A 22,581-nucleotide genomic window follows, 5' to 3' on the forward strand; every position below is an offset into this window, starting at 1 on the left:
CTCACAGGTAGCTGTAGAACAGGCCGTCTAGCAGCCGCGTCCAGCCGTTGACCAGCACAAACAGCAGCAGCTTTAACGGCAGCGAGAGCGTCATTGGGGCGACCATCTGCATCCCCAGCGCCAACAGCACATTGGAGACGATGAGGTCGATGACGATGAACGGGATATAGATCAGGAAGCCGATTTTGAACCCAGCCTGTAGCTCCGACAGCACGAAAGCCGGAATCACTAGCAGCAAGTTTTGCGTATTCACCTTCTCGGATAGCGAGGCTGGCCACATTTGCAGGCTGTTCTCATGCAGATGGGTGAGGATATCCGGGTCAACATTGCGCGACATAAAGGTTTGCAGCGGCTCCAGCCCGTAGGTCACGCTGGCCTGAAGCGAGGTGATATCGGTCATATCCAGCGGCTTTTCCTGCACGCGTTTGCTGATGTCCTGAAACACGGGAGCCATGACAAATATCGTCGCCGCAAGTGCGATGCCGTACAGCGCCATATTCGGCGGCACCTGCTGTACCCCGATGGCGTTGCGGGTAATCAGCAGCACAATCGCAATCTTCAAAAAGCAGGTACAGACAATCATCATCAGCGGAATCAAAGAGAGTGCGCCCAGAAAGAGCGCAAACATCAACGGGTCGAACGCGCCGGACGTCATGGTGCCAGCTCCTGTGCGGCGGCGTGTTCTTCATCCTGTGTTGGCAGCTTATGCGTTGGTGCGGAAAAGCGCTGGGTAATCTGTAGCCCCAATCGGCCTTCCACATCGACCAGATCGCCGCTCGCCAGCGCAATACCTCCGTGATACAGCCAGGCTTGCCCCGGCACCACATCGCGCAGCGTTAGTACGCTACCGCTGGCAAGGTGTTGCAATTCCGCCAGCGTCATTGTCAGGCTGCCGCAGCGAAGTTGTAAGGTAATCGGCAGCGGCGGTAAATTTTCAGTGACGTTGTCACTCCCGGGCGTAAATGCAAGCGCCGATGACTCTGAGTGGGGAGCGGTTAGCATTGTGTCGATAGCTGACGAGGGCATTGAGACAGTCTCCATGTCGGTTACGGTAAAGGTGTAGGGGGCGTGTTCTGCGAGTTGCAGCGTGCCGTGCAGACGTAGCGTGCCAGATGACAGCGTTCCCTCGCCGGATGGCGTAAACCACGGGCGGTTAGGGAGAACAATGTCGCCGGTTTGGAATTGATGCAGTGCGGTAAACGGCAACACGACGTCAGCCAGCGTGAGCGGGATAGCGATAGTCATTCCTGCGGGTAGCGCATGGCGCTGGCGATGCCAGTCAACGCGGGAAAACAGCGTTAGCCAGACGGCGTCAGCGGCCTGCATCCGACTACGCACGACAATCCCGTTCCAGTTCACGCTGAACCAAGCGCAGAGTGCGGCACCATTGCTGCATTGTTTGGTGCTGTGTTGTCGGGTGCTGCACTGCTGGGTGTTGTACTGTTGGGTGCCGTGCTGCTGTGTTGAATCACGTGCTTCCGAGGTCGCTCCCGTTGGATAAATTTCTCCCACCAGCGACCGCAGCACGGGGTTCAGCGACTGGTTGTAGAGCGTCCAGTACCACGCCTGTGCCGCGTCGTCGTTTTCGGTGAGGGGTAATAGTGGGCAGTCGGACAGCAGGCTGAGCACAGGAAACGGATCGGCCAATGAGAAATTGCCGATATCGCTACGCCAGTCGCTTGTCTGTGCGACAGATGTTTCCTCTATCCGCTCATGATCATGTGCCAGTTGAAGATGCAGCCAGCCAGCACTCCCATCGCGAACAAAAGGCAGCGATAGTCCAGCTGCCAGCGTCGATCTGATGCGGGCGTGCTGCGTGCACATGGTCGGCAGCGCCAGCGGCCTGACGTGCGGCGAGTTGAAGTAGGGGGAATTGAAGTCGGGTGAATTCTGGCTCATCGCTCATACTCTCTGGCGTCAAAACGCAGGTTGATCGGACAGTCCAGCGCAGTGGCGATTGAACGACGGCAGGCTTCACGCCGATCTTTTAACTGGTGGTAACTTTCCCGGCTAAAGCGCAGCGAGATGTCCCAGCCGCGTGGCACCAAATTGGCTAAACGGGCATCGATGTCGCCCAACTGCGGCAATTGCAGACTGAAGGAAAACGGTGGCGCGCAAATGTTGTCCATCGCCTCAATCAGCTCGCATTGGAGTGGCAGCCACTGTGACAGTGTCACGTTTTGTGGGTTTTCTGGTGCCTCGCTATGTAGCAGCAGCGGCGGACTGATGGGGTTGCCCGATGGCAATACGATAGGCGTTTCCTGATAGAACGCGTCTTCAAAGCCGTCTGAAAACGTGAAGGCTTCCCAGAAATCGGTATGTCGCGGATCGTCTGCGCGCGAGGATTTGCCGTGTAGCGCGGCCTGTGTATTCTGTGTTGCCTTGGACTCGGATGACGCAATCTGTCGGTTATTCATACGTGCTCCTGAGGTAACGTAAGCAGATATTCCAGTTTCTCCACCGCTTTTTGGCATTGGCGGGTCGCGTTGCGGGCGTCATCAACCTGACGCTGCTGGTCGTCGTGCTGTTGCTGTGTTGCCTGAACCTGCTGCGCTTCTGTTGCTATCTCGCTGAGTAAGCGCTGTTCGGCGGCAAGGTGTTTTTTCAGGTGTTCCAGCGTTTGGCGTTGTCCCTGGGTTTCTCGGGCAAACGCGTCGCGCTGCGTGTGGCTGGCCTGCCGCAGCGCCTCGACCTGCTGTTGGTGATGGCGTTGCTGTTCCGCAATCCTGATAAGCTGCTGTTCCTCCTGCCGCTGCTGGCGCTCACTGCGGCTTAAACGCTGGCGGCGTATCGGCATTAGCAGGTTCAACACGCTCTGTAACTCGGCATCGCGTTCGGTGTTATGGGGCATAGCGGCTGACTCCGGCGAGCTGTTGTTGAATCACGCCATAAGGCATCGGTTCACGCATCGACTGGCGCAGAAACTGTGTGATCTCGGAATGGGCGTTGACTGCCGAATCGGTCAGCACGTCATGACCGGGCTGGTATTCGCCGAGGCGGATCAGCATCTCAACCTGCTTGTAAGCCGCCATCAGACGCCGTACGCCGCCCGCATTGCGGGTGTGATCGGTATCCACGACGTTACTCATGGTACGACTCAGGCTGGCTAGCACGTCGATAGCCGGATAATGCCCTTGTTCCGCCAGACGTCGGGCGAGCACGATGTGTCCGTCAATCAACGAACGAACTTCGTCAGCAACCGGATCGTTCATGGAATCCTGTTCGATTAGAACGGAATAGAGCGCGGTGATGGCACCGTCCTCCGTTTGTCCGGCCCGTTCGACCAGACGCGGCAGCAGCGTATAGACCGACGGCGGTAGCCCGCCTCGCCCCTGTGGTTCCCCTAGTGCCAGACCGATTTCACGCTGGGCGCGGGCAAAACGTGTCAGGGAGTCAAGAATCAGCAGCACCTGACGGCCTTCGGCGCGGTAGGCCTCGGCGATGGCGGTGGCGGTGAACGCCGCACGAGCGCGTTCCATGCTGCTACGGTCGGAAGTCGAGCACACCAACACGGTGCGGCTGCGCAGCTCGTCATCCAGTTCGTGGTCGAGAAACTCGCGTAGTTCGCGCCCACGTTCGCCAATCAGCCCGAAAACGATGGCGTCGCACGGCGTATTACGCGCCAGTTCAGCCAGTAGCGTGGTTTTACCGCAGCCCGCACCAGCGAAAATGCCGACGCGCTGACCCTGGCCTATGGTCAGCAGACCATCGACGGCGCGTAATCCGGTGGGAAGCGGCTGGCTAATGCGTGGTCGTGAGGTTGGCGGCGGGGCATCACCCAGCACCGGCTGCGTGCGCCCCATGACATGACCCGGTTCGACAAAGGCGCTCTCGCCGCCGTCTTCCAATGCCCGACCAAATCCGTCCAACACGCTGCCCAGCAAGCGTTCCGACACCTGAATGCGGTGCGGCTGATACAGCGGCGTCACGGTTGCACCTTGTGCGATGCCATCCAGCGCGCCGAGTGCGGAGAGAAAGGTATTGTCCGGGCTGAATCCCACGATTTCGGCCATCATCTGGCTGTCATCCTGACGCGCCACCCAGCACAGATCGCCAATACGTGCCTGCGGCAGGCTGCACTCCAGCAAAATACCGCTGACGGCCATGACGCGGCCTTTTTTCTCCACCGGCGCGTAACCCGCCAGATGTTGGCGCTGCTCGGCGACCCACTGATCGAGCAGCGGAAAAGAGGAAGGTTGTGTCTGCATCACCAGTTCACCGTTATCTGTTGTCTGCCGCTGAATTCAATCTGGTGTTCATCAATTCTCACCAGACGCAGGTTGTCGATCTCATCGCCGATGAAAAAGCGCTGGCCATCTGCTGTGACGACATTGGCGCGTGACCCGCTGGTGACCTGAACGATCTGAAACGGCAATTGCTCCGTTTTCAGCTGTGTCCGGTTATCAACGGATAGCGCGGTTCTATAACGTTGGTGGAGTTGGGCGAGCATCCGTTCCAGCTTTTTTTGATCGTCTGGCGTTAATTGCCCGGTGAGCGTGAGGCGATCCTGATACGCCGCCACTTTCACGGCCGCGCTCAGTTCCCGTTCCTGTAACATCATGCGCAGCGTGCTTTCCAACTGTGGCAGCGTGCCGAGCGGCTTGCGGGTATCCTGCGGCGGTGGAGCGGCAGGCATCGCGACGCTCTCCTGTAGTTGCCAACTGCCCACCATCACCAGCAGCAATGTGCCAAGCAGCAGGTAGCTGGCTTTGGCCCACAGCGGCAGACGTGGCGCGGGTAGCGGCGTAGGTGCCAGCGTGGTCTGAGCTGGTGGGGCGGCGGCGGGGATATCCGCAGGGGAAACGTCCTCTTCCGCAGTCAGAGGGGTTTCATGGTCATCATGCCAGGGGGTATCGGCGGCCACGATGCAGAGCCAAATCTGCCCCAGCGCAAACGGCGTGCCGGGCGGCAACACGTCGATCTGTTCGACGGTATGGCCTTCCGCATTACACAAGGTGCCGTCCTGTGCGCTGAGCGCCCAGCCGTCCGCGGTTTTCTCCAGTTGGCCGTGATAAGGCGCAATGCCGGGATCGTAGAGCACGAGGTCGGCATCATCGGCTGCACCGATGCGCCAGGCGTTTCCGCAGAGCGGCAGCGCCGCTCCGCGATGTAAACCAGTCAGCACGCGTAATTCAAACATGGTGTCTTCCTATGCGCTAAAGGGATTAGGGGAGTCGTAAAGATCAAGGCGTCCAATGACGTTGATCGACAGGGTAGATTCCAGTTCGGTGAAGGACAGCACGGGGACGTGGTGAAATTCGTCCTGTAACAGCGTGCGCAGCGGGCTGCGTAAATCCTGTGCTACCAGCACCAGACTGCTCTGTGACGAGAGCGGTGGAAACGCCTGCCGCAATTGGCTGAGCAACGTTGAGGCGTAGTCCTGCGTCAGGGCGAAGAAAGTTTCGTTCTGCGTCTGGCGTAGCGCATCACGCAGCAGTTCTTCGCTTTCCGGCGTCAGTAGCCAGACGGCGAGGTTGTTTTCATCGCTGTACTGGTGGCAAATTTGTGATTTGAGCGCCAGACGCACGTAGTCGGTCAGAGCCAGCGTGTCCCGTTCGTGTTGACCAACTTCAATCAGCGCTTCGGCGATAGGGCGCACCGACCGCAGCGGTACACGTTCGGAAGCCAGCCGTTGCAGCACGCTGGCAAAGCGCGAGAGCGGCATGATGCGCTGTAGCTCCTGCGCCAACTCCGGCTGCTCGCTCTCCAGCCAGGCCAGAATGGATTTGGTTTCCTGCAAGCCGATGAATTGTGAACCCGTGCGGTGAATGGCCTGTTCCATGCGAGCCAGAATCAGCTCATCTGATGTCCAGCGCGGTATGTCGTCCGGTTGCTGGGCGACATGCGCCAGTGGCAGCCATAGCCACTGGCTTTCATCCCGTAGCGTGTGGCCCGGCGTGGCGATCGTCGCGTCAGCCTGTTCGATGGCACCATTGGCAACCGCCAACTGATCGGTGACAAACGTGGCTTTAACATAGGGAATTTCATAGACGCAAAATTGGAATTCATCTTCCGCCAGACGGTCGCTGAATTCGATATCAAAGGACGGCAGCGTAAAGCCAAAACGGTAGACCAGCCGGTTACGCAGACGACGGATATTTTGCACCAGCGCCGTCGCTGTCGGCTGCCCTTGCCAGACGGGATGAAATAGCAGCAGGTAGGCGCGTGTGGGGTTGAAACGCCGCAGATCCTGATAGCCATTCTGTTCGGCAGGCATGTTATCCGCTTCCAACTGGCTGGCATCTAACTGCCCCTGCTGTTTGATGCGCCAGAGTTGAAACAGGCCGCTGCCGAGCGAGGACAAGCTGATGGCGACAAACACTAGCGTTGGCATTCCCGGCAGCAGCGCAAAGCCAAACATGCCGATAGACGAAATGATCCATGCCTTGGGCTGGCTGGTGAGCTGCTCCGCGATTTCTCGACCAATATTGGCATCCACTTTTTGCCCGTCGGCCGAGACGCGAGTAATGATCATCCCGGCGGTCAGTGAAATCAGCAGTGCCGGAATCTGGGCGATCAGCCCATCACCGATGGTCAATACCGAGTAGACGTGCATGGCATCGGACGCGGCCATATTGTGTTGCAACACGCCGATGGCAAAGCCGCCGATCATGTTAATGAACACGATAACCAGCGACGCAATCGCATCGCCTTTAACGAATTTCATCGCGCCGTCCATTGCGCCGAACAGCTGACTTTCTTTCGCCAGATTTTCCCGCCGCTGCCGTGCCTGATGGGCTTCGATTAACCCGGCACGGAGATCGCTATCGATGGACATCTGTTTACCGGGCATCGCATCGAGCGTGAAGCGTGCTGCTACCTCGGCCACACGCTCGGAGCCTTTGGTGATGACCAGAAAATTCACCACCGTCAAAATCAGGAAAATAACCAGACCGACCGCCAGATTCCCGCCCACCACGTAGTTACCGAAAGCCTCAACGATATGGCCACCGTCCTGCTGGAGTAGGATCTGGCGCGTGGTGGAAATGGAGATCGCCAGCCGGAACATGGTGGTCAGCAGCAGTACAGCCGGAAACGTCGAGAAAGCCAGCGGTTTAGGCAGGTACATCGCCAGCACAATCAGCAAGGAAGAGGCACAGATATTAAGTGCGATCAGCACATCGATCAGCCCGGTAGGCAGCGGGATGATCATCATGAAAACGATAGACATGACGATCACCGCGCCCACCACCTCTGAGCGCTGCATCGCACTCAGCGCAATGCGATTTAGCCAGATAATCAACAGATTCATGGCTGCCCCTTATCCGGCGTGTGCGGGGGCTGTTTTGGCTGTGCCAGCTCATCACGCTGAGTACTTTTGGCCTGCTGTTTCTCGTATTGGGCGATATCGCCAATCATGCCGCGTATCAGTTGCAGCGCCGTTTGCCGATTTTTGCTGTCTCGCCACAGCGGATGTGGCAGGTCGCTGACGAGCGGCAGCAGGGCGCTGAAAAACATGGCTTGATGCTGCACCTGGGTACCGGCGACTTCCCGACCGAGATTATGCAGATCGCGGGCGTAGGCACCGTTGGCGCTCAGGACAATCAAACGACGCGTCAATTCCACGGCACCCAGCGTAAATGCGGGCACTTTGTTCGCTAATCGAATGAGCAGCGTCTGGCTGGATGACAGCGTGTGGCTCAGGTGACGGGAATCGTTGAGATTGCTCAGCATCTTACTGAGAACGGCTTTTGAAATAGACGGCGTCAGTGAGGCAATATCCGCCGCTAATGCGCGCTGCAACGTGCGCAGCCCAATGGAAAATGTCGCAGCATCAAAGCGTTCCAACAGGGAATCCAGCAGCGCACTGGCCGACTGCTGATGCACGATTTTCTGGTAGTACAGCTCGCGCATCGCCTGTTTTTGTTCCGGCTGCGTACTGAACAGTGCAATGGCCGTTGCCGTATTCAGGCCAGCCCGAACTTCCGGTCCTTTCTCTTGATGCAACTGCTGTAGCGCATTGTCTGCTGCCGTTGCCAGCTCAGGCTGCTGCGCGGATTGCTGCTGGATGTGGCGCAGCAGAATATCCCCACGTGCCGGATCGTTGCCTGCAGCCTCCAGCACTGCGTCAAGAGACGGCGAACCTTGTCGCATCAACAGATCGCGCATGCGGCTCAACTGCTGATCGAGGGTACTTTGTGACGGATTTTCCAACATTTTGAACAGTTCCGTCAGTTTCTCGATCCGTTCGACGTTGGCAGTGGCGCGCGCTTCTGGCTGCTGGGCGATTTGGCGCCGATTCAGCGACTTACTCCTGCGTTCGGCCTGCTCGCCAAACGCCATGGCCACTTCCTCCATTGAGGTCGAAAGCGGAGAACCGGGTGAAGCGTGTAGCGAACTTGTTTGCTGTATCGCAATCTGTGGCACGGGATCGTCATCCACGACGACAGGGCGCGGCAGGGCGCTGCTAGTGGGGAGAACCGTCGGTATTTTGATCATGATGTCATCCTGAATGAATCGGCTACGTGTCGTGGTGTGAACGTGCAGTGATACGCATGTATTGCTGTGTGGACGCAGAAAAGGATGGGTTCCCCGATGTGAAGTCATCGGAGCAGGCTGAATTTGATGGCGGATTGGATTAAATGCCGTTTTACTGATTGCAATAACTTGCAATTTCACGCCGTTGGCGTTGGCAACAAGTGGCGCGATAAAAAGCAAAGTAAAAAATAACTGATTAAAAATCAGTGGAATAAAAATTATTTCGGGCTGGCACAAGGCTTGCTCTTCCGTTTTTGCCAATAGGGCACAACAACGGAGAGTCAGCAAATGGAAATGTCTACCCTGAAACACACCGAACAGACCCCTTCGCTTTACCCGGCGCTAGCTGTCGATTGGGAACAGGTGTTTCGTCAACACGGAAAGAAATTGCATAACTTTATCCGCAAACGCGTCAGCAACCATGATGACGTTGAGGATTTACAGCAAATGACCTACCTGGAAGTGCTCAAACATCAGGATAAATTTGCGGGGGCATCGCGGCCGGAGACGTGGGTGTTCGGCATTGCTCTTAATCTGGTGCGCAACTATTTCAAACAGGCACGACAGCGCGCTCAGGAAATGGGCGATGAGATGCTGGAACATATCGCGATAGAACTCGACCCCGGCGCCATTACCGAAAGCCAGCGAGCCCTGAAACGCGCGATGGATGCCATCGTCTCATTGCCGGAGGATACCCGTCAGATGCTAATGCAACTGCTGGACACCGATGCCAGCTATCAGGATCTCGCGTTGCAGTTGGGGATCCCCATCGGTACGGTGCGGTCACGACTGTCTCGTGCCCGAGGTGTGATCCGTCAGGCCGTTGAATCCTGACGCTATCCCACGGGACGAAAGGACGTGCCTGCCGCCGCCGTTTTTCACTGCTTGATGTGGTGACCGCCTGATTCAATAGGGCGGTTGCCGCTCAGGACACAGATCGCACGCCGTGATATCAGGTCGCATTTAGCCGTTGCAGGGTTTCCTGTCCATCTTCTGGAATGTTGAGACGCCGTATTGCGCGACCTGCACGGCGGGTGGCTGCACGAATGTCTTAATTCAAATAAGGAGATGGCAATGATGTTTACCCAACCTTTTCGTTCCGATGAACAAACCAAGGCCCCCGAACTGGAGCTGGTGGATTTTGCGTTTAGCCGTATCAAGGACGCGATTTATATCGTCAATTCAGATCAGCGTTTTTGTTATGTCAATGAGGCTGCCAGCCAGACGCTGGGCTACAGCATCGCGGAATTCATGCATCTGAGCGTTGCTGATATCGATCCCTGCTGGGCCGCCGAGCATCGCTCGCCAGACTGGTTGCTGGAGTATGAATCTGGCGTGGGCACTACGTTTGAAACCCGGCACCTCACTCGCTACGGCATGACGATTCCGGTCGAAGTTAATCTAACGCATTTCCAACATAAAGGACGCAGCTACAGCATGTGTGTAGTCAGAGATATCAGAGAACGGAAACATATCGAACAGCTGGCTTACGCGCGGGATCAGGAATTTCGCGCGCTGGTAGAAAATTCACCGGATTTGATTATTCGCTTCGATCCCGGCCTGAATTGCCTGTATGCCAACCCAGCCAGTTTGAAACATTTGGAATTTACCGTAGAGCAGCTTCGGGGGCGAATGATTACGGAGTTGATGCCCGGAGCGGGATGCGCCATCCGCATGGAACAGCTGGTGAAGCAGGTTCTTGATACCCGCAGCAGTGCGGAAGGCGAAGTGATGGAAGAGCTAGGGAAAGGCGATCAGCGTCATCAGAACATTCACCATATTCGCTGCGTGCCGGAGTTCGACCAGCGTGGCGCACTGGTTTCCATTCTGACCGTGGGGCGAGACATTACCGCCATTCGCTATGCGGAGAAGAAGCTGGCCGATTCACATATGCAACTGCGCTTGCTGGCACGTCAGCGTGAGATTTCACGCGAGGAAGAGCGTAAGCATATCGCACAGGAAATTCACGACGAGCTGGGACAGCACCTGACCACGATCCGCATGAGCCTGTCGCTGATGCGCATGTGTTTTGCCAAGGAAAATCCAGAGATGCAGGCGCATTTGCAAAAGCTGATGCAGCTGGCTGACCAAACGATTCAGGTGGTGCGTAACGTCTCGACGCGACTCAGGCCGAATGTATTAAACATGGGGCTAACGCCCGCGCTGGAATGGCTGTGCGACGAATTTAATCGACACTATAGCGCAACCTGCCTGCTGAGAACGCCGGGGGAAACGTTGGCACTGAATGACGAAAGCACTACCGCGGCATTTCGCGTAGCCCAAGAGTCGTTGACTAACGTGGCGCGCTATGCGGCTGCCACACAGGTAATCATTACGCTGGAAAACCAGCAGGACTGCGTCGTGCTGTGCATCAAGGATAACGGAAAAGGATTTGATTCCCATGCGAAAAATAAAAACGCCTTCGGCCTGATGAGTATGAAAGAGCGAGGTCGCATGCTGGGGGGCGAAGTCATCATTGAAAGTGCGCCCGGGAAAGGTACGCAGGTGCAGTTAACGTTTCCTAAAAATGGCTATATCCGTTAATCGCGGGACAAGAATAACAAAAGGAAGAAATGAGCGATGGGCAAACAAATACGTTTAATGATCGCCGACGATCACGTCATCATGCGTGAAGGACTCAAGCAGATCTTCGCGCTGGATGACTCGCTGAGCGTCGTCGCTGAAGCAGGAAATGGTGCACAGGTGCTGGCGCAGTTGCGCAGCGTGGCGCCCGATTTGCTGCTGCTGGATATGTCGATGCCCGGTATCAGCGGTGAAGCGCTGATTTCACGCGTGGTGGCGCAATATCCGCGTCTGCCGATTCTGGTGCTCAGCATGTACAGCGAGGCGCAGATTGCACAGCATGCCCTGAAAAGCGGTGCCAGAGGCTACATCACCAAAGATAAAGACCCGGAAGCGCTGCTGGCGGCGATCCGGCGTGTGGCACAGGGAGCACGCTATATCGATCACACCATTGCTGAGCAACTGGTATTTTCCAATTACACGGAGGGCGGCAGAGCCGAGCACGATATCCTGACGGCCAGAGAGCACCAAATCATGATTATGTTTGCGCAGGGGATGGGGATTAACACCATCGCCAATGAGCTGGCCATCAGCAACAAAACGGTCAGTACCCATAAAGCGCGACTTATGGAAAAAATGCAGTTCAGTACCAATGTGGAGATCGTGAAATACGTCTTTAGTAAAAAGCTCATTCCCTAGCAATGGGATCGCGAAGCAATAACAGATAAAAGGGATTCAACAGTCGGTGAATCCCTTTTGCTGAAGCTAACAATTTCCTGACAATATCTTTTCGTTTTCCTGCGAATTATCTGAAAGAGTAACGGGCTGTTTTTACTCATTTTGGCCGATTTTTTGTAGGCATTTCCCTACAAATCCCTCTGGAATTCCTACCTGATGTTCAGCGATGCCTGATGGTTTCATTATTCAATGACGGTAATGCTTGTCAATGTTCCACCAGTGATGAATCGGTGCGCGCTACGCGGAGAAATGCGGTGGTCGCCCCATGTTATGGAAAGCAGTGAGTTAGCCCGTTTGGGCCCAGGAGTAGTTAATGAATAATCATTACCGTCAGGACAGACAGCACTATTCATCATCAGGGAATTCATCATTAGGGCATTCATCATCAGAGAATTCAGCATTAGAAAATCCCCCATTAGCAAACCGATCACTAGAATATTCCTCGTCACCGTCGAGCTATTCCACGCATACGGCTGAAGATATTCACTCATCGCTGTTGCCAATCATCAATGTTATTGCTCCTCTCAATGTCGACATCGTTCTTGAAGGCGAAACGGGGACAGGGAAAGACACGCTGGCAAACCGGATCCATCGCATTTCTCAATGCAGCGGCCCTTTGGTGGCGGTGAACTGTGCCGCCGTGCCGGAAAATCTGGCTGAAAGCGAGCTGTTTGGTGTGGTATCGGGTGCATATACTGGGGCTAACCGCTCCCGCGCCGGTTATCTGGAAAGTGCAGATAAGGGGATCCTGTTTCTGGATGAGATCGACAGTATGCCCATGACGCTACAAGCCAAGATGCTACGCGTGCTGGAAAGCCGTGGTGTTAAGCGGCTGGGGAGCACCCAGTTCACTCCCGTGGATATGCGTGTGATTGTGGCGACGCAAACGCCGCTGCTGCAATTGGTAGAAAAAGGGTTGTTTCGACGCGATCTCTATTTCCGTTTGGATACGGTAAAAATCCAGTTGCCGACCCTGCGTTCCCGCAGCGATCTCATTCTGCCGCTGTTTCAGCGTTTTAGTCAGGAAGCGGCGATACGCCTGCGAATGACATTGCCATCGATGACGGCAGAAATTTACGAACAACTGCTGACCCACAGCTGGCCGGGCAATATCCGCGAACTGAAAGCTGCCGCGGATCGCTGGGCGCTGGGGCTGCCACCGCTGGCTGAAATTCAGCCGCTGCTGCACCCGCGCCCTTTGCAACTAAAAGACCGATTAAAGCGGATTGAAAAATTTCTGATTCAGGATGCGCTGCGTCGCCACGACCACTGTATTGACGATGTGATTGTGGAATTGGGGATCCCCAAACGAACGCTCTATCATCGCCTGAAAGTGCTTAACGTGACGGTGCGAGAAATGTGCGCTGGGGGCGGGGAAACGTGTCAGGCATGATAAACGCATGGCGACTGTGTAAACCGATCGTTTAAACACCCGGATACCGTGGACGATTATGGTAGGTCTACCTTTGACGGTAGACCTGCTTTCAGGTTACGCCGTTTCTATCGGTGGACACTGATAGTGACGGATATCCGGTAGATCGCCTAATGCTACCGCTTTACTGAAATACCATCCTTGTATCATCGCTGAAGGACACTGCTGCAGGATGTAAGCGGCCTGTTCGCGTGTTTCTACCCCTTCGATAATCACAGGGACGTCCAGTTTTTTGACCAAGGTGAAGAGCAGGTCCGCCATGGCAGCATTGACCGAGTCCGTGCCGATGGCACCGACGAAAACCTTGTCAATCTTGATCATATCGAACGATAAGTGGCTCAGATAATCCAGATTGGAATACCCCGTGCCGAAATCATCAAGCGCGACCTTATAGCCTGCGCGTCGCAATGCCTCAAGACCGTTGGCCAGCGTCTGATGGGATGTGCTCGAACGCTCGGTCAGTTCTAACATGACACGCGCTCTGTCTATCCCCAGTTCGTCACACATATTCTGCAGGAAGTGGTGATAGTCAGGTGAAACAATATCGGTTACCGACAGATTAATGCTGAGGAGGAAGGGCGTTTCCTGCGTGAGATATGGCTGCATATCATGCAATGCCTGACGCGTAATGATCCGAGTCAGATCCGTTAAATAGCCCATTTCTTCTGCGATATTGATGAAATATTCCGGCGATACGTTGTCGCCGTGCTCGTTTTTCCAACGCGCCAACGCTTCTACGCCAATAATGGCACGCTGTGGCAGGCTGATCAGCGGCTGATAATGTACCTGAAACCGTTGGTGTTTGATCGCGCGTTTTAGCTGTGATGGCAAAGCCTGATGCCGATCGTAGTAGAGCTGATAGGAGAAGGTAGAGCCAGCACCAATCAGCGACCCGAGAAACAGAAGGGAGAGGATGACATACCAAGGATGATACAGAATACCCGCAGAATCCAACTGAGCCAGTACGCAGATATCCCGATTTGACACACAGGAAAACGTTTGGCGTTTTCCCATGGTCAGCCACGCGTTATTTTGTTGCCGTGTCTGCTTAAACGCAGGCAGGTCTATGTCGCCAAATTTTTGATAGACGTGGTCCAGATTACGCGTGAGTAGCATCGCGCTATGCTGGGCGGGCGGCTGAGTTAAACGGCGAAATGCGGCGGCGGCGGTGATGGTGACTACACCGTTGAGGCTTGCCATATCCGCGGTAATACGTGGATCAACCACATCTTTCATTGCGGTCCACAGTTGTACACCATCGGGCGTCGTCAGGTTTGGCGGCAGCAAATAAATCGGAGGGTTGAGTATTCCCCAGCCAGCAGAGCAGATGAGATAGTTATTTTTGATACGCCCGATATCGCGTAGATAAACGGAGTAAAAAGAGAGCAGGCGCAATTCTTTTAGATCGGCATTGGAGCAAGGCGCGTTATTCAGCGTCAGCACCCGGTTGATGGTTTCCCGACCTTCATTCGCGACGGCAGTTCCCTGATTGAGTACCTCCTCGCTATAGTTCAGCAGCTGTGTTTGCTCCAGCCTGGCGACAATGGCTTGCCCAAGCACTAGGGCCAGCAGTGCGCTGCTAAGTGAAATTGAAACCAGTCTGAACCACAATCCAGTATTCGTCGTTAAGGCGAGCATAGCGATCATCCGGCAGTATGACGGAAATAAAAGCGGCATAGATTCAGATATCGCATCCTTGCCAACGGTACAGCGTTTATCAGCCATTACAGGGACAGAAGAATGGCGTAAACGATCCTACAAATCAAAACCACGCGTGCGCTTTCGGCAGGCGCAATCATGGTCTTTGCTATTTTAAAGGAAAATGATCGCCAGCTAACGGTCGGAAAGATTGATAAAACTGGGCTAGTTCTTCCCCTCGAATACAATTTACTGAAAGAATTACCTCTCAGCGGGAACTCCGTCAGCCCGATCTCTACTTAATGAATGAACAAGATGACTGTATGTACAGCATGACAGTTCACTACCGTAAACATTCATCATATTTGGAGATATATCATGGCTTTAGGACTTTCTCAGGTTGCATCTCAGGCGGCGTCTCAGACTCTGGATACCGCGATGGCAGGTTCTCTGACTCGTGCAGCTGGCGCTCAGGCACAGAAAATTGCGCTGGATACGGAAAACTCCATTCTGGATGGTCAGATGGATTCTGCTTCCAAATCAATGAACTCCGGGCAGAAAGCGGCGAAAGCTATCCAGTTCTGATCGTGAGTCAACGAGCCGGGGCTATGCTCCGGCTTTATTTTATCCCGTCCGCGATGGAATCCACACCATGAAAATCAACCACGCTACGACGCTGGCTCAACCGGGGGATGCTCCGCTGGCGGGCAACGGCACGTCTTTTTCCTTTTCCGCCAACGATCAGGATGTTTCCTGGTTTAGTGCGGCGCTGTCGTCGGCACCGATGACGGCAGAGAGCGGTAATAGTCAGTGGCTGGGCGCGCTGGCGGAAAAATCTCAGGGACTGAACGGCGTCTTCAAATCTGCCGAACGCGACATCAGCCAGTCGATGCGCTCCAATAATCCCAAGGACGTGCTGGATGCGACCCGAACGCTGTCGTCGTTCTATCTGGAGAGCCTGCTGAGCGCCAAGCTGGTGGCGAAAAGTGTGCAAAGTCTGGAAAAACTCACCAACTTACAGTAGCGGCCTATGAAAATCGATAAGCGAGTGTTTCTCCTGCTGATCGGATTATTGGCTGGCTGCGGCGAGCCGATTGAGCTGAATCGCGGGCTGTCGGAGAACGATGCCAACGAGGCGATTTCAATGCTTGGTCGCTATCAGATCGGTGCGGAGAAACGGGTAGACAAAACCGGCGTTACGCTGGTGATTGATGCAAAAAATATGGAGCGCGCCGTCAACATTCTGAATGCGGCGGGCTTACCGAAGCAGTCGCGCACCAATCTGGGAGAAGTCTTTCAGAAAAGTGGCGTGATCTCGACGCCGTTGGAAGAGCGGGCTCGCTATATCTATGCCCTGTCGCAGGAGGTGGAAGCCACGCTGGCGCAGATCGATGGCGTGCTGGTAGCACGGGTGCATGTGGTGTTGCCCGAGCGTATCGCGCCTGGGGAGCCGGTTCAGCCCGCCTCAGCGGCGGTGTTTATTAAATATCGTGCCGAACTGGAACCGGATGGGATGGAGCAGCGTATCCGTCGGATGGTCGCTAGCAGTATTCCCGGTCTGTCTGGTAAGGATGATAAAGAGCTGGCGATCGTTTTTGTTCCGGCTGAACCGTATCAGGACACGATCCCCGTTGTTACGCTGGGGCCGTTCACGCTGACGCCAGATGAGATGAAGCGCTGGCAGTGGAGCGCCGGGCTGTTTGGCCTGATGCTGGCTGGGCTATTAGGCTGGCGCGTTGGCACACCTTACCTGCGACAATGGCAGCAGAAAAAAGCGAGGGCGTCGTCGTCACCATGACAACACAAGCGCAAAGCAGAGGGCGCGAACCGGATGGCATCACACCGCTTGCGTGGGTGACCTGGTGGGTAGAGGACTGTCTGTTACAAGCGGATCCCAGTTGGTGGACGGATGGCGTTATGTTGCCTGATTCACCACAGCGCCGCGACTGGTTGCATGTGAATGCTGTACAGCTTAATCGCTATTTTTCTCTGCCGCTGGTGCTGCCGCCGGATCCGTTGGCCTCGCTGATACAAATGGGAGCGCTAGATACGGCGCAGCGGGAAACGGTGTTACGCCTGATGGCTCGGGTGTGTCAGCCTCTACGTGAACCGAATCACGCTGATGCAGAGGCCATATGGTGTGAGCGATTGGCAAAGGCGCTGCGGCCGGGTTTATGGCTACCGACATCGGCCGCATTTTCTGTTCAATCAACGTCAGTGTCCTCGACATCACGCTATCAAGACGCCTTGATGCTGTTGCGCGTTCGCTATGGTGAAACGTGCTGGCCGCGTCTGCAATTGCTCTTTCCCCGTGATTGGGGAGCTCACTGCCAGGCTCCGGCCATGTCATTACCTGCCTCCCGGCTGAATGCACTATGCGATGCCTTAATCTGGAAGGCGTCAGCATCCGTATAACCTCCTCATTTTTATTCATTTTGCTAAGGACGAAGCATGCTGACGACAAAGACGTTTGTGACATTACCCGGCGCAAGTCGGGATGAAACGGTGATTATTCCGGCGGAGCGGGTCGCGGCACATCGGCGTAGTCGGACACTCTGGGAAGAGGCTAATGCGCAGGCGGATACGATCGTGGCACAGGCGAACGAACGTGCTCAAACGCTCTGTGAGCAGGCGGTCGAAAACGCAGAAGCTGCGTTCTGGCAGCAGGCAAATACGCTCCTGCAAGGCGTTCGACAAGACAGGCTGCACCTTGAGCAAACCATCGTTACGCAAGCCGGACAACTGCTGCGCGATGCGTTGGCACATTTGCTGGATAAGACGCCTGCGCCGTCGCGTCACCATGCCTTACTGCGGCAGTTGCTGAAGCAACAGCAAGGGGAGAGCCGGGGAACGCTGTACTGCCATCCCGGCCAACTTGCCGATGTACAAAACTGGTTAGACGCGCATCCGCATTTGGCGTGGCGTCTCGCCAGCGATGAGGCTTTGGATAACGATGCCATGAAGCTGATTACGGCGCATGGCGTGATGTCGCTGAGCTGGCGGCAGGCGACACAGCAGCTCATTCCTCCCGATCATTCCGCCGCGATGTGAAATCACCTTCGAACGGTGGGAACTGCACGCTGGGGTTAACCACTCACTATCAGGTCAATGACTAAAACCTTAGGTTAGCGACCCAAACATCAGGTTGACGACCGAAACCTGTCTTGTGAAGAAAATACCCTATGAGGAGAGAGTGCTATGTCCCTTAACCCCATGCAACGTCGCCTTGACGCGCACCTGGTCGATTCTCAGCAACAACTTGATGATATTGCGCTGAATGTTGCCGAAGGCGGTGCCAGCCAAGCGGATAGCTACGCTTTTTTTGAAGCCAGTATGGATTATTCCAATGCCAGTTGGGCTGTCGGGCAACTGTTGAGCGTTAAACACGGTTTGGCAAAGGCCATCATCAATGACTTCAACTGAGTTAGCCGCGATGCTGGAACGCTGGCTAAACGGTGGAACATCGATGTTGAAGCTGGAGATCGATGGCGGCGCGGTGGCGATGGTGCGGCAGTCATCGGGCGTGACGTGCAGTGCGGCTATTCCGCTGCACACGGTGCCGGATGAGTCGATGCTGACACGCGCATTACAGTTGGCTGATGCCGCCCGAGCGCAGTTTCAGGAGGATACGGCAGTACTTTCGCTCTCACCGCAGGATGAGCAGTTCTGGCTATGGATGCGGCCCGATGCCGACGACGTCATGCAGTTATGCCGCAGCCTGGAAACCTTACTTAATCAACGGGACGCCTGGCTGGGCCTGCTCACATCGCGAGAAAAAGCGCCTATTTCCGCCCCACTTAATCTGAGCACGCTGGCTTTTTTGCAAGGAGAACGACATGCGTAAGGGATTGATGCGTAATGGATCGTATAGCATTTTGCTGGTGGCCTATCGCTGGTTTTGCTGGGCGGTCGTGCTGATTGGGATTATCCCTGTGAACGGGGTGATTTCGCTGGCGCACGCCGCCACGCCAGCCGACTGGAATAAAGGGGCGTATGCGTATTCTGCCGAGCAAACGCCGCTGTCGGCGATCTTGACGGATTTCGCTAACAGCCACGGCGTGGATTTGGTGATGGGCAATATTGCGGACAATGAGGTGACGGCGAAAATTCGGGCGGATAACCCCACGCTGTTTCTCGATAGGTTGGCGCTGGAGCATCGTTTCCAGTGGTTCGTGTATAACAATGCGCTGTATGTCAGCCCACAGGATGAACAGGCATCGGTGCGTCTGGAGATCTCGCCGGATGCTGCGCCTGACATCAAACAGGCACTCAGCGGTATCGGGCTGCTCGATTCACGCTTCGGCTGGGGAGAGTTACCTGAAGAGGGCGTGGTGCTGGTTACTGGACCGCAGGCGTATATCGATCTGATCCGTAATTTTAGCCAACAGCGGGAAAAGCAGGACGAACGGCGTAAGGTGATGATTTTCCCGCTGCGCTATGCCTCTGTATCCGACCGAACGCTGCAATACCGCGATCAAAAAATCACGATTCCGGGCGTCGCGACCATTCTCAATGAACTGATGGATGGTCAGCGAGCCGCACCGGCGGGCGCATCTGGTCCGATGCCCGTGCAGCCAGATACGGGGATGGACGCCATGCGTGACAGTACGCGTTCGTTGATGACGCGGTTGGCAACCCGCAATAGCCCTGGGCGCAGCGGCGAGGCTTCTGGCCGCGCGACACTAAGCGGCAAGATTTCTGCTGATGTTCGCAATAATGCGCTGTTGATTCGGGATGATGAGAAGCGTCGTGCGGAGTACCAACAGCTCGTCGAGCATATCGATGTACCGCAAAATCTGGTCAACATTGATGCCATTATTCTGGATGTGGATCGTACCGCGCTGTCGCGGTTGGAAGCAAACTGGCAGGCACAGCTTGGCAACGTAAGTGCGGGCAGCACGATGATGATGGGGCGAAGCACGCTGTTTGTCAGTGATTTCAAGCGTTTCTTCGCCGATATTCAGGCGTTGGAGGGTGAAGGAACCGCCTCCATCGTCGCCAATCCTTCCGTGCTAACGCTTGAGAATCAGCCCGCGATTGTTGATTTCAGCCGGACGGCGTTCATCACGGCGACGGGTGAGCGCGTTGCGGACATTCAACCGGTGACAGCGGGCACCAGTCTGCAAGTGACACCGCGGGTGATCGGGGAAGGCGCACAGCGCAGCATTCAACTGGTTATCGATATCGAAGACGGTCAGGTCGAGACAGGGCGCGAGGGGGAAGCCTCTGGCGTGAAGCGCGGCACCGTCAGCACGCAGGCGCTGATTGGGGAGAACCGTGCGCTGGTGTTGGGCGGTTTTCACGTCGAGGAGAGCGGTGATCGCGATCGTCGTATTCCGATCCTCGGCGATATTCCGCTGCTGGGAAAATTGTTTACCTCAACGCGTCATGAAGTCTCTCGCCGCGAGCGCCTTTTTATTCTTACGCCGCATCTCGTCGGCGATCAAACCGATCCTACGCGCTACGTGTCCTCCGTCAATCGCCAGCAGTTGAACGGCGCCATGAACCGCGTAGCGCAACGCAACGGTAAAACGGATCTCTATAGCCTGATTGAAGGCGCATTCCGCGATCTTGCCAGTCGCCAGCTTCCCGCTGGGTTTCAGGCCGACAGCAAAGGTGCGCGATTGGGAGAGGTGTGCCGCTCACAGTCGGGTCTGATTTATGACAGCACGCGCTATCAGTGGTATGGCAACGGCCAGGTACGCCTGAGTGTCGGTGTGGTGCGTAACGGAGGCACACAGCCGCAGCGTTTTGATGAAGCGGCCTGTGCCAGTAGCCGCACGCTGGCGGTGGCCGTGTGGCCGAAAACGACGCTGGCACCGGGGGAATCCAGTGAGGTGTTCCTGGCTTTGCAGCCTGCACTAACGCCCCAGCCTGCTCGACGTAACGTGCTGATATCAAATTAATAACCTTATCCGCTAGAGGAGATGCTTATGAAGCATAAAACATGGTTAGTGGTGCTCATCGCATTCTTATTGAGTGCCTGCAATTCACCACGACAGGTGACTAACTGTGCTTCAGTCACCTGTCGTCCGCAGCCGGAAACGCGACAGCTCATCATCTGGTGGCAGCCTGACCTGCGCAATGGCCCGGCGGATTACAGCAGGGTAAGCGTAGATGAGTGAGCCAGCGGAAGTATTCGACAATCAGCATGACTTTCTCTCTGCGCTGGAAACCAAGCAGACGGCGTGTTGGCGAGTACAACCGGGTGTCAGGTTGTGGTTTACGGCAGTGTCATCGCGTCAGGTTGAACTCATCTTAACGTTAGCACCTGCCCGACATTATCCCGGTATGCTGCGGCAAATTTTACAACGCCGCTTTCTGGACGCTGACGCGCTACCTGCATGCAGCCTGAGCCTGGATGAGCAGTACACTCTGCGGTTACGCCGCTCGTTATCCACGTTGACTGACTCGGTCGTGGCGATCGACGAATTGTGGCGTTTAGCCGGTCTACCTCCGCGCTGAATCGTAAAAAAGTCATGTGTTTTCGTGTGTAAAACGGGAACCGCGCAGGCAAGAAAATCACTTAATGGGGGAGTGTCACAATCACGCGGGCTGACCGCAAACCTATTGGCGCTTTCATACTCCATTTATTCATTGAGGAAACATTATGCTTAATTCTCTTGGTGGCGGTACTTCTTTGCAAATTACGATCAAAGCGGGCGGTAACGGCGGTTTATTTCAATCTCAGTCTTCACAAAACGGCTCATCGCCATCGCAATCGGGGTTTGGTGGCCAGCGTAGCAATATTGCAGAACAGCTGTCCGATATCATGACCACCATGATGTTCATGGGGAGCATGATGGGCGGTGGCCTCGGTGGTATGGGGGGCGGTTTGGGCGGTGCGCTCGGCGGTCTGGGAAGTAGCCTAGGCGGATTAGGCGGCGGATTGCTGGGACAAGGCCTTGGCGGCGGTCTGGCCGGTGGTCTCGGGAGCAGCCTTGGCAGCGGATTGGGTGGTGCACTCGGTGGTGGTTTAGGTGGGGCGCTGGGGGCTGGTATGAATGCCATGAATCCTACAGCGATGATGGGCAGCCTGCTGTTTAGTGCGCTGGAGGATCTGCTGGGCGGCGGTATGTCACAGCAACAGGGCGGCCTGTTTGGCAATAAACAGCCTGCATCACCGGAAATTTCGGCGTATACCCAAGGTGTTAACGATGCCTTATCCGCGATTTTGGGCAACGGCCTGAGTCAGGCACAAGGCCAGAACTCACCGCTGCAACTGGGTAACAACGGTCTGCAAGGCTTGAGTGGCGCAGGGGCGTTCAATCAATTGGGTAGCACGCTGGGGATGAGCGTTGGGCAAAAGGCCGGTTTGCAGGAGCTGAATAACATCAGCACGCACAATGACAGCCCGACCCGTTACTTCGTGGATAAAGAAGATCGGGGGATGGCAAAAGAAATTGGTCAGTTTATGGATCAATATCCTGAAGTCTTCGGTAAGCCGGAATACCAGAAAGATAACTGGCAGACGGCGAAGCAGGATGACAAATCCTGGGCCAAGGCGTTGAGCAAGCCGGATGACGACGGCATGACCAAAGGCAGCATGGATAAATTTATGAAGGCTGTCGGGATGATCAAGAGCGCGGTAGCGGGTGATACCGGCAATACCAACCTGAATGCTCGTGGCAACGGCGGGGCTTCTCTGGGTATTGATGCGGCTATGATCGGTGACCGCATCGTCAATATGGGGCTGCAAAAACTCGTAAGCTAAAACGAAAAACGACTGGGAGCAGGGCGTAAGCTCTGCTTTCTTGTTATTAGTTTTAATG

24 protein-coding genes are annotated in these 22,581 nt (G+C 55.5%); 15 read left to right on the plus strand and 9 right to left on the minus strand.

Features of this window, described 5'->3' with window-relative positions:
- Position 1 precedes the first annotated feature (1 nt).
- Genes sctR through sctW form a run of 8 tightly spaced genes read right to left on the minus strand, consistent with a single transcriptional unit; the run spans position 2 to position 8,439 of the window.
- On the minus strand, positions 2-655 hold the full coding sequence (gene sctR / locus DUT67_RS09925; protein ID WP_048259959.1) for a type III secretion system export apparatus subunit SctR: 654 nt from the start codon (positions 653-655) through the stop codon (positions 2-4).
- Positions 652-1,899, minus strand: a complete 1,248-nt coding sequence (gene sctQ, locus DUT67_RS09930) for a type III secretion system cytoplasmic ring protein SctQ (protein WP_113632373.1) — start codon at positions 1,897-1,899, stop codon at positions 652-654. The genes sctR and sctQ overlap by 4 nt, the downstream gene beginning before the upstream one ends.
- Complete coding sequence (locus tag DUT67_RS09935; RefSeq protein ID WP_113632372.1) at positions 1,896-2,417, minus strand: type III secretion system HrpP C-terminal domain-containing protein; 522 nt, start codon at positions 2,415-2,417, stop codon at positions 1,896-1,898. The genes sctQ and DUT67_RS09935 overlap by 4 nt, the downstream gene beginning before the upstream one ends.
- Entirely contained in the window at positions 2,414-2,851 is a 438-nt protein-coding gene (locus DUT67_RS09940) for a type III secretion protein (RefSeq protein ID WP_113632371.1), read from the minus strand. Before DUT67_RS09940 ends, DUT67_RS09935 begins: the two co-directional genes overlap by 4 nt.
- Positions 2,841-4,208: a type III secretion system ATPase SctN gene (gene sctN, locus DUT67_RS09945; protein WP_113632370.1), complete on the minus strand. Its 1,368-nt coding sequence runs from the start codon at positions 4,206-4,208 to the stop codon at positions 2,841-2,843. The genes DUT67_RS09940 and sctN overlap by 11 nt, the downstream gene beginning before the upstream one ends.
- Positions 4,208-5,140 carry an FHA domain-containing protein gene (locus DUT67_RS09950; RefSeq protein ID WP_113632369.1) on the minus strand — a complete coding sequence of 311 codons (933 nt, stop codon included), beginning with the start codon at positions 5,138-5,140 and terminating at the stop codon, positions 4,208-4,210. Before DUT67_RS09950 ends, sctN begins: the two co-directional genes overlap by 1 nt.
- Positions 5,141-5,149: 9 nt before the next feature.
- Positions 5,150-7,252, minus strand: a complete 2,103-nt coding sequence (gene sctV / locus DUT67_RS09955; protein ID WP_113632368.1) for a type III secretion system export apparatus subunit SctV — start codon at positions 7,250-7,252, stop codon at positions 5,150-5,152.
- Entirely contained in the window at positions 7,249-8,439 is a 1,191-nt protein-coding gene (gene sctW / locus DUT67_RS09960) for a type III secretion system gatekeeper subunit SctW (protein ID WP_113632399.1), read from the minus strand. Before sctW ends, sctV begins: the two co-directional genes overlap by 4 nt.
- A 327-nt stretch (positions 8,440-8,766) precedes the next feature.
- Between sctW and DUT67_RS09965 the strand changes: the two genes are divergently transcribed.
- The 4 genes from DUT67_RS09965 to DUT67_RS09980 all read left to right on the plus strand — a co-directional run bounded on the left by DUT67_RS09965 (position 8,767) and on the right by DUT67_RS09980 (position 13,132).
- Positions 8,767-9,312: an RNA polymerase sigma factor gene (locus DUT67_RS09965; RefSeq protein WP_048259966.1), complete on the plus strand. Its 546-nt coding sequence runs from the start codon at positions 8,767-8,769 to the stop codon at positions 9,310-9,312.
- 240 nt (positions 9,313-9,552) lie between these two features.
- A complete protein-coding gene (locus DUT67_RS09970) occupies positions 9,553-11,022 on the plus strand; it encodes a PAS domain S-box protein (protein WP_113632367.1) in 1,470 nt (489 codons plus the stop codon).
- Between the two features lie 36 nt (positions 11,023-11,058).
- Positions 11,059-11,700, plus strand: a complete 642-nt coding sequence (locus tag DUT67_RS09975) for a response regulator transcription factor (protein ID WP_048259968.1) — start codon at positions 11,059-11,061, stop codon at positions 11,698-11,700.
- Between the two features lie 352 nt (positions 11,701-12,052).
- Positions 12,053-13,132, plus strand: a complete 1,080-nt coding sequence (locus DUT67_RS09980) for a sigma 54-interacting transcriptional regulator (RefSeq protein WP_113632366.1) — start codon at positions 12,053-12,055, stop codon at positions 13,130-13,132.
- Between the two features lie 96 nt (positions 13,133-13,228).
- On the opposite strand, the gene DUT67_RS09985 is transcribed toward DUT67_RS09980, so the two are convergent.
- Positions 13,229-14,809, minus strand: a complete 1,581-nt coding sequence (locus tag DUT67_RS09985; protein WP_113632398.1) for an EAL domain-containing protein — start codon at positions 14,807-14,809, stop codon at positions 13,229-13,231.
- Between the two features lie 378 nt (positions 14,810-15,187).
- Between DUT67_RS09985 and DUT67_RS09990 the strand changes: the two genes are divergently transcribed.
- From DUT67_RS09990 to DUT67_RS10040, 11 genes are all read left to right on the plus strand, one after another.
- A complete protein-coding gene (locus tag DUT67_RS09990) occupies positions 15,188-15,394 on the plus strand; it encodes a membrane protein (protein ID WP_048259970.1) in 207 nt (68 codons plus the stop codon).
- A gap of 67 nt (positions 15,395-15,461) precedes the next feature.
- On the plus strand, positions 15,462-15,833 hold the full coding sequence (locus DUT67_RS09995; RefSeq protein ID WP_048259971.1) for an EscI/YscI/HrpB family type III secretion system inner rod protein: 372 nt from the start codon (positions 15,462-15,464) through the stop codon (positions 15,831-15,833).
- Positions 15,834-15,839: 6 nt separating this feature from the next.
- Positions 15,840-16,607 carry a type III secretion system inner membrane ring lipoprotein SctJ gene (sctJ, locus tag DUT67_RS10000; protein WP_048259972.1) on the plus strand — a complete coding sequence of 256 codons (768 nt, stop codon included), beginning with the start codon at positions 15,840-15,842 and terminating at the stop codon, positions 16,605-16,607.
- On the plus strand, positions 16,604-17,224 hold the full coding sequence (locus DUT67_RS10005) for a type III secretion protein (RefSeq protein WP_113632397.1): 621 nt from the start codon (positions 16,604-16,606) through the stop codon (positions 17,222-17,224). The genes sctJ and DUT67_RS10005 overlap by 4 nt, the downstream gene beginning before the upstream one ends.
- Positions 17,225-17,260: 36 nt before the next feature.
- Positions 17,261-17,860, plus strand: coding sequence for a type III secretion system stator protein SctL (gene sctL, locus DUT67_RS10010; RefSeq protein ID WP_113626122.1), 600 nt, complete (start codon positions 17,261-17,263; stop codon positions 17,858-17,860).
- A 147-nt stretch (positions 17,861-18,007) separates the two neighbouring features.
- Complete coding sequence (locus DUT67_RS10015; RefSeq protein WP_048259974.1) at positions 18,008-18,232, plus strand: type III secretion protein HrpF; 225 nt, start codon at positions 18,008-18,010, stop codon at positions 18,230-18,232.
- Positions 18,219-18,653, plus strand: a complete 435-nt coding sequence (locus tag DUT67_RS10020; protein WP_113632365.1) for a type III secretion system chaperone — start codon at positions 18,219-18,221, stop codon at positions 18,651-18,653. The genes DUT67_RS10015 and DUT67_RS10020 overlap by 14 nt, the downstream gene beginning before the upstream one ends.
- A complete protein-coding gene (gene sctC / locus DUT67_RS10025; RefSeq protein WP_113632364.1) occupies positions 18,646-20,715 on the plus strand; it encodes a type III secretion system outer membrane ring subunit SctC in 2,070 nt (689 codons plus the stop codon). The genes DUT67_RS10020 and sctC overlap by 8 nt, the downstream gene beginning before the upstream one ends.
- Positions 20,716-20,742: 27 nt before the next feature.
- Positions 20,743-20,934: an HrpT family type III secretion system protein gene (hrpT, locus tag DUT67_RS10030; protein ID WP_113626125.1), complete on the plus strand. Its 192-nt coding sequence runs from the start codon at positions 20,743-20,745 to the stop codon at positions 20,932-20,934.
- Entirely contained in the window at positions 20,927-21,274 is a 348-nt protein-coding gene (locus tag DUT67_RS10035; protein WP_113632363.1) for a type III secretion protein, read from the plus strand. Before hrpT ends, DUT67_RS10035 begins: the two co-directional genes overlap by 8 nt.
- 145 nt (positions 21,275-21,419) lie before the next feature.
- Positions 21,420-22,523 (plus strand): harpin HrpZ family protein, encoded by a 1,104-nt coding sequence (locus tag DUT67_RS10040; RefSeq protein ID WP_113632362.1) that lies wholly within the window; start codon positions 21,420-21,422, stop codon positions 22,521-22,523.
- Positions 22,524-22,581 lie beyond the last annotated feature (58 nt).

This window comes from Pectobacterium peruviense (assembly GCF_003312355.2).
Taxonomy (GTDB): Bacteria; Pseudomonadota; Gammaproteobacteria; order Enterobacterales; family Enterobacteriaceae; genus Pectobacterium; species Pectobacterium peruviense.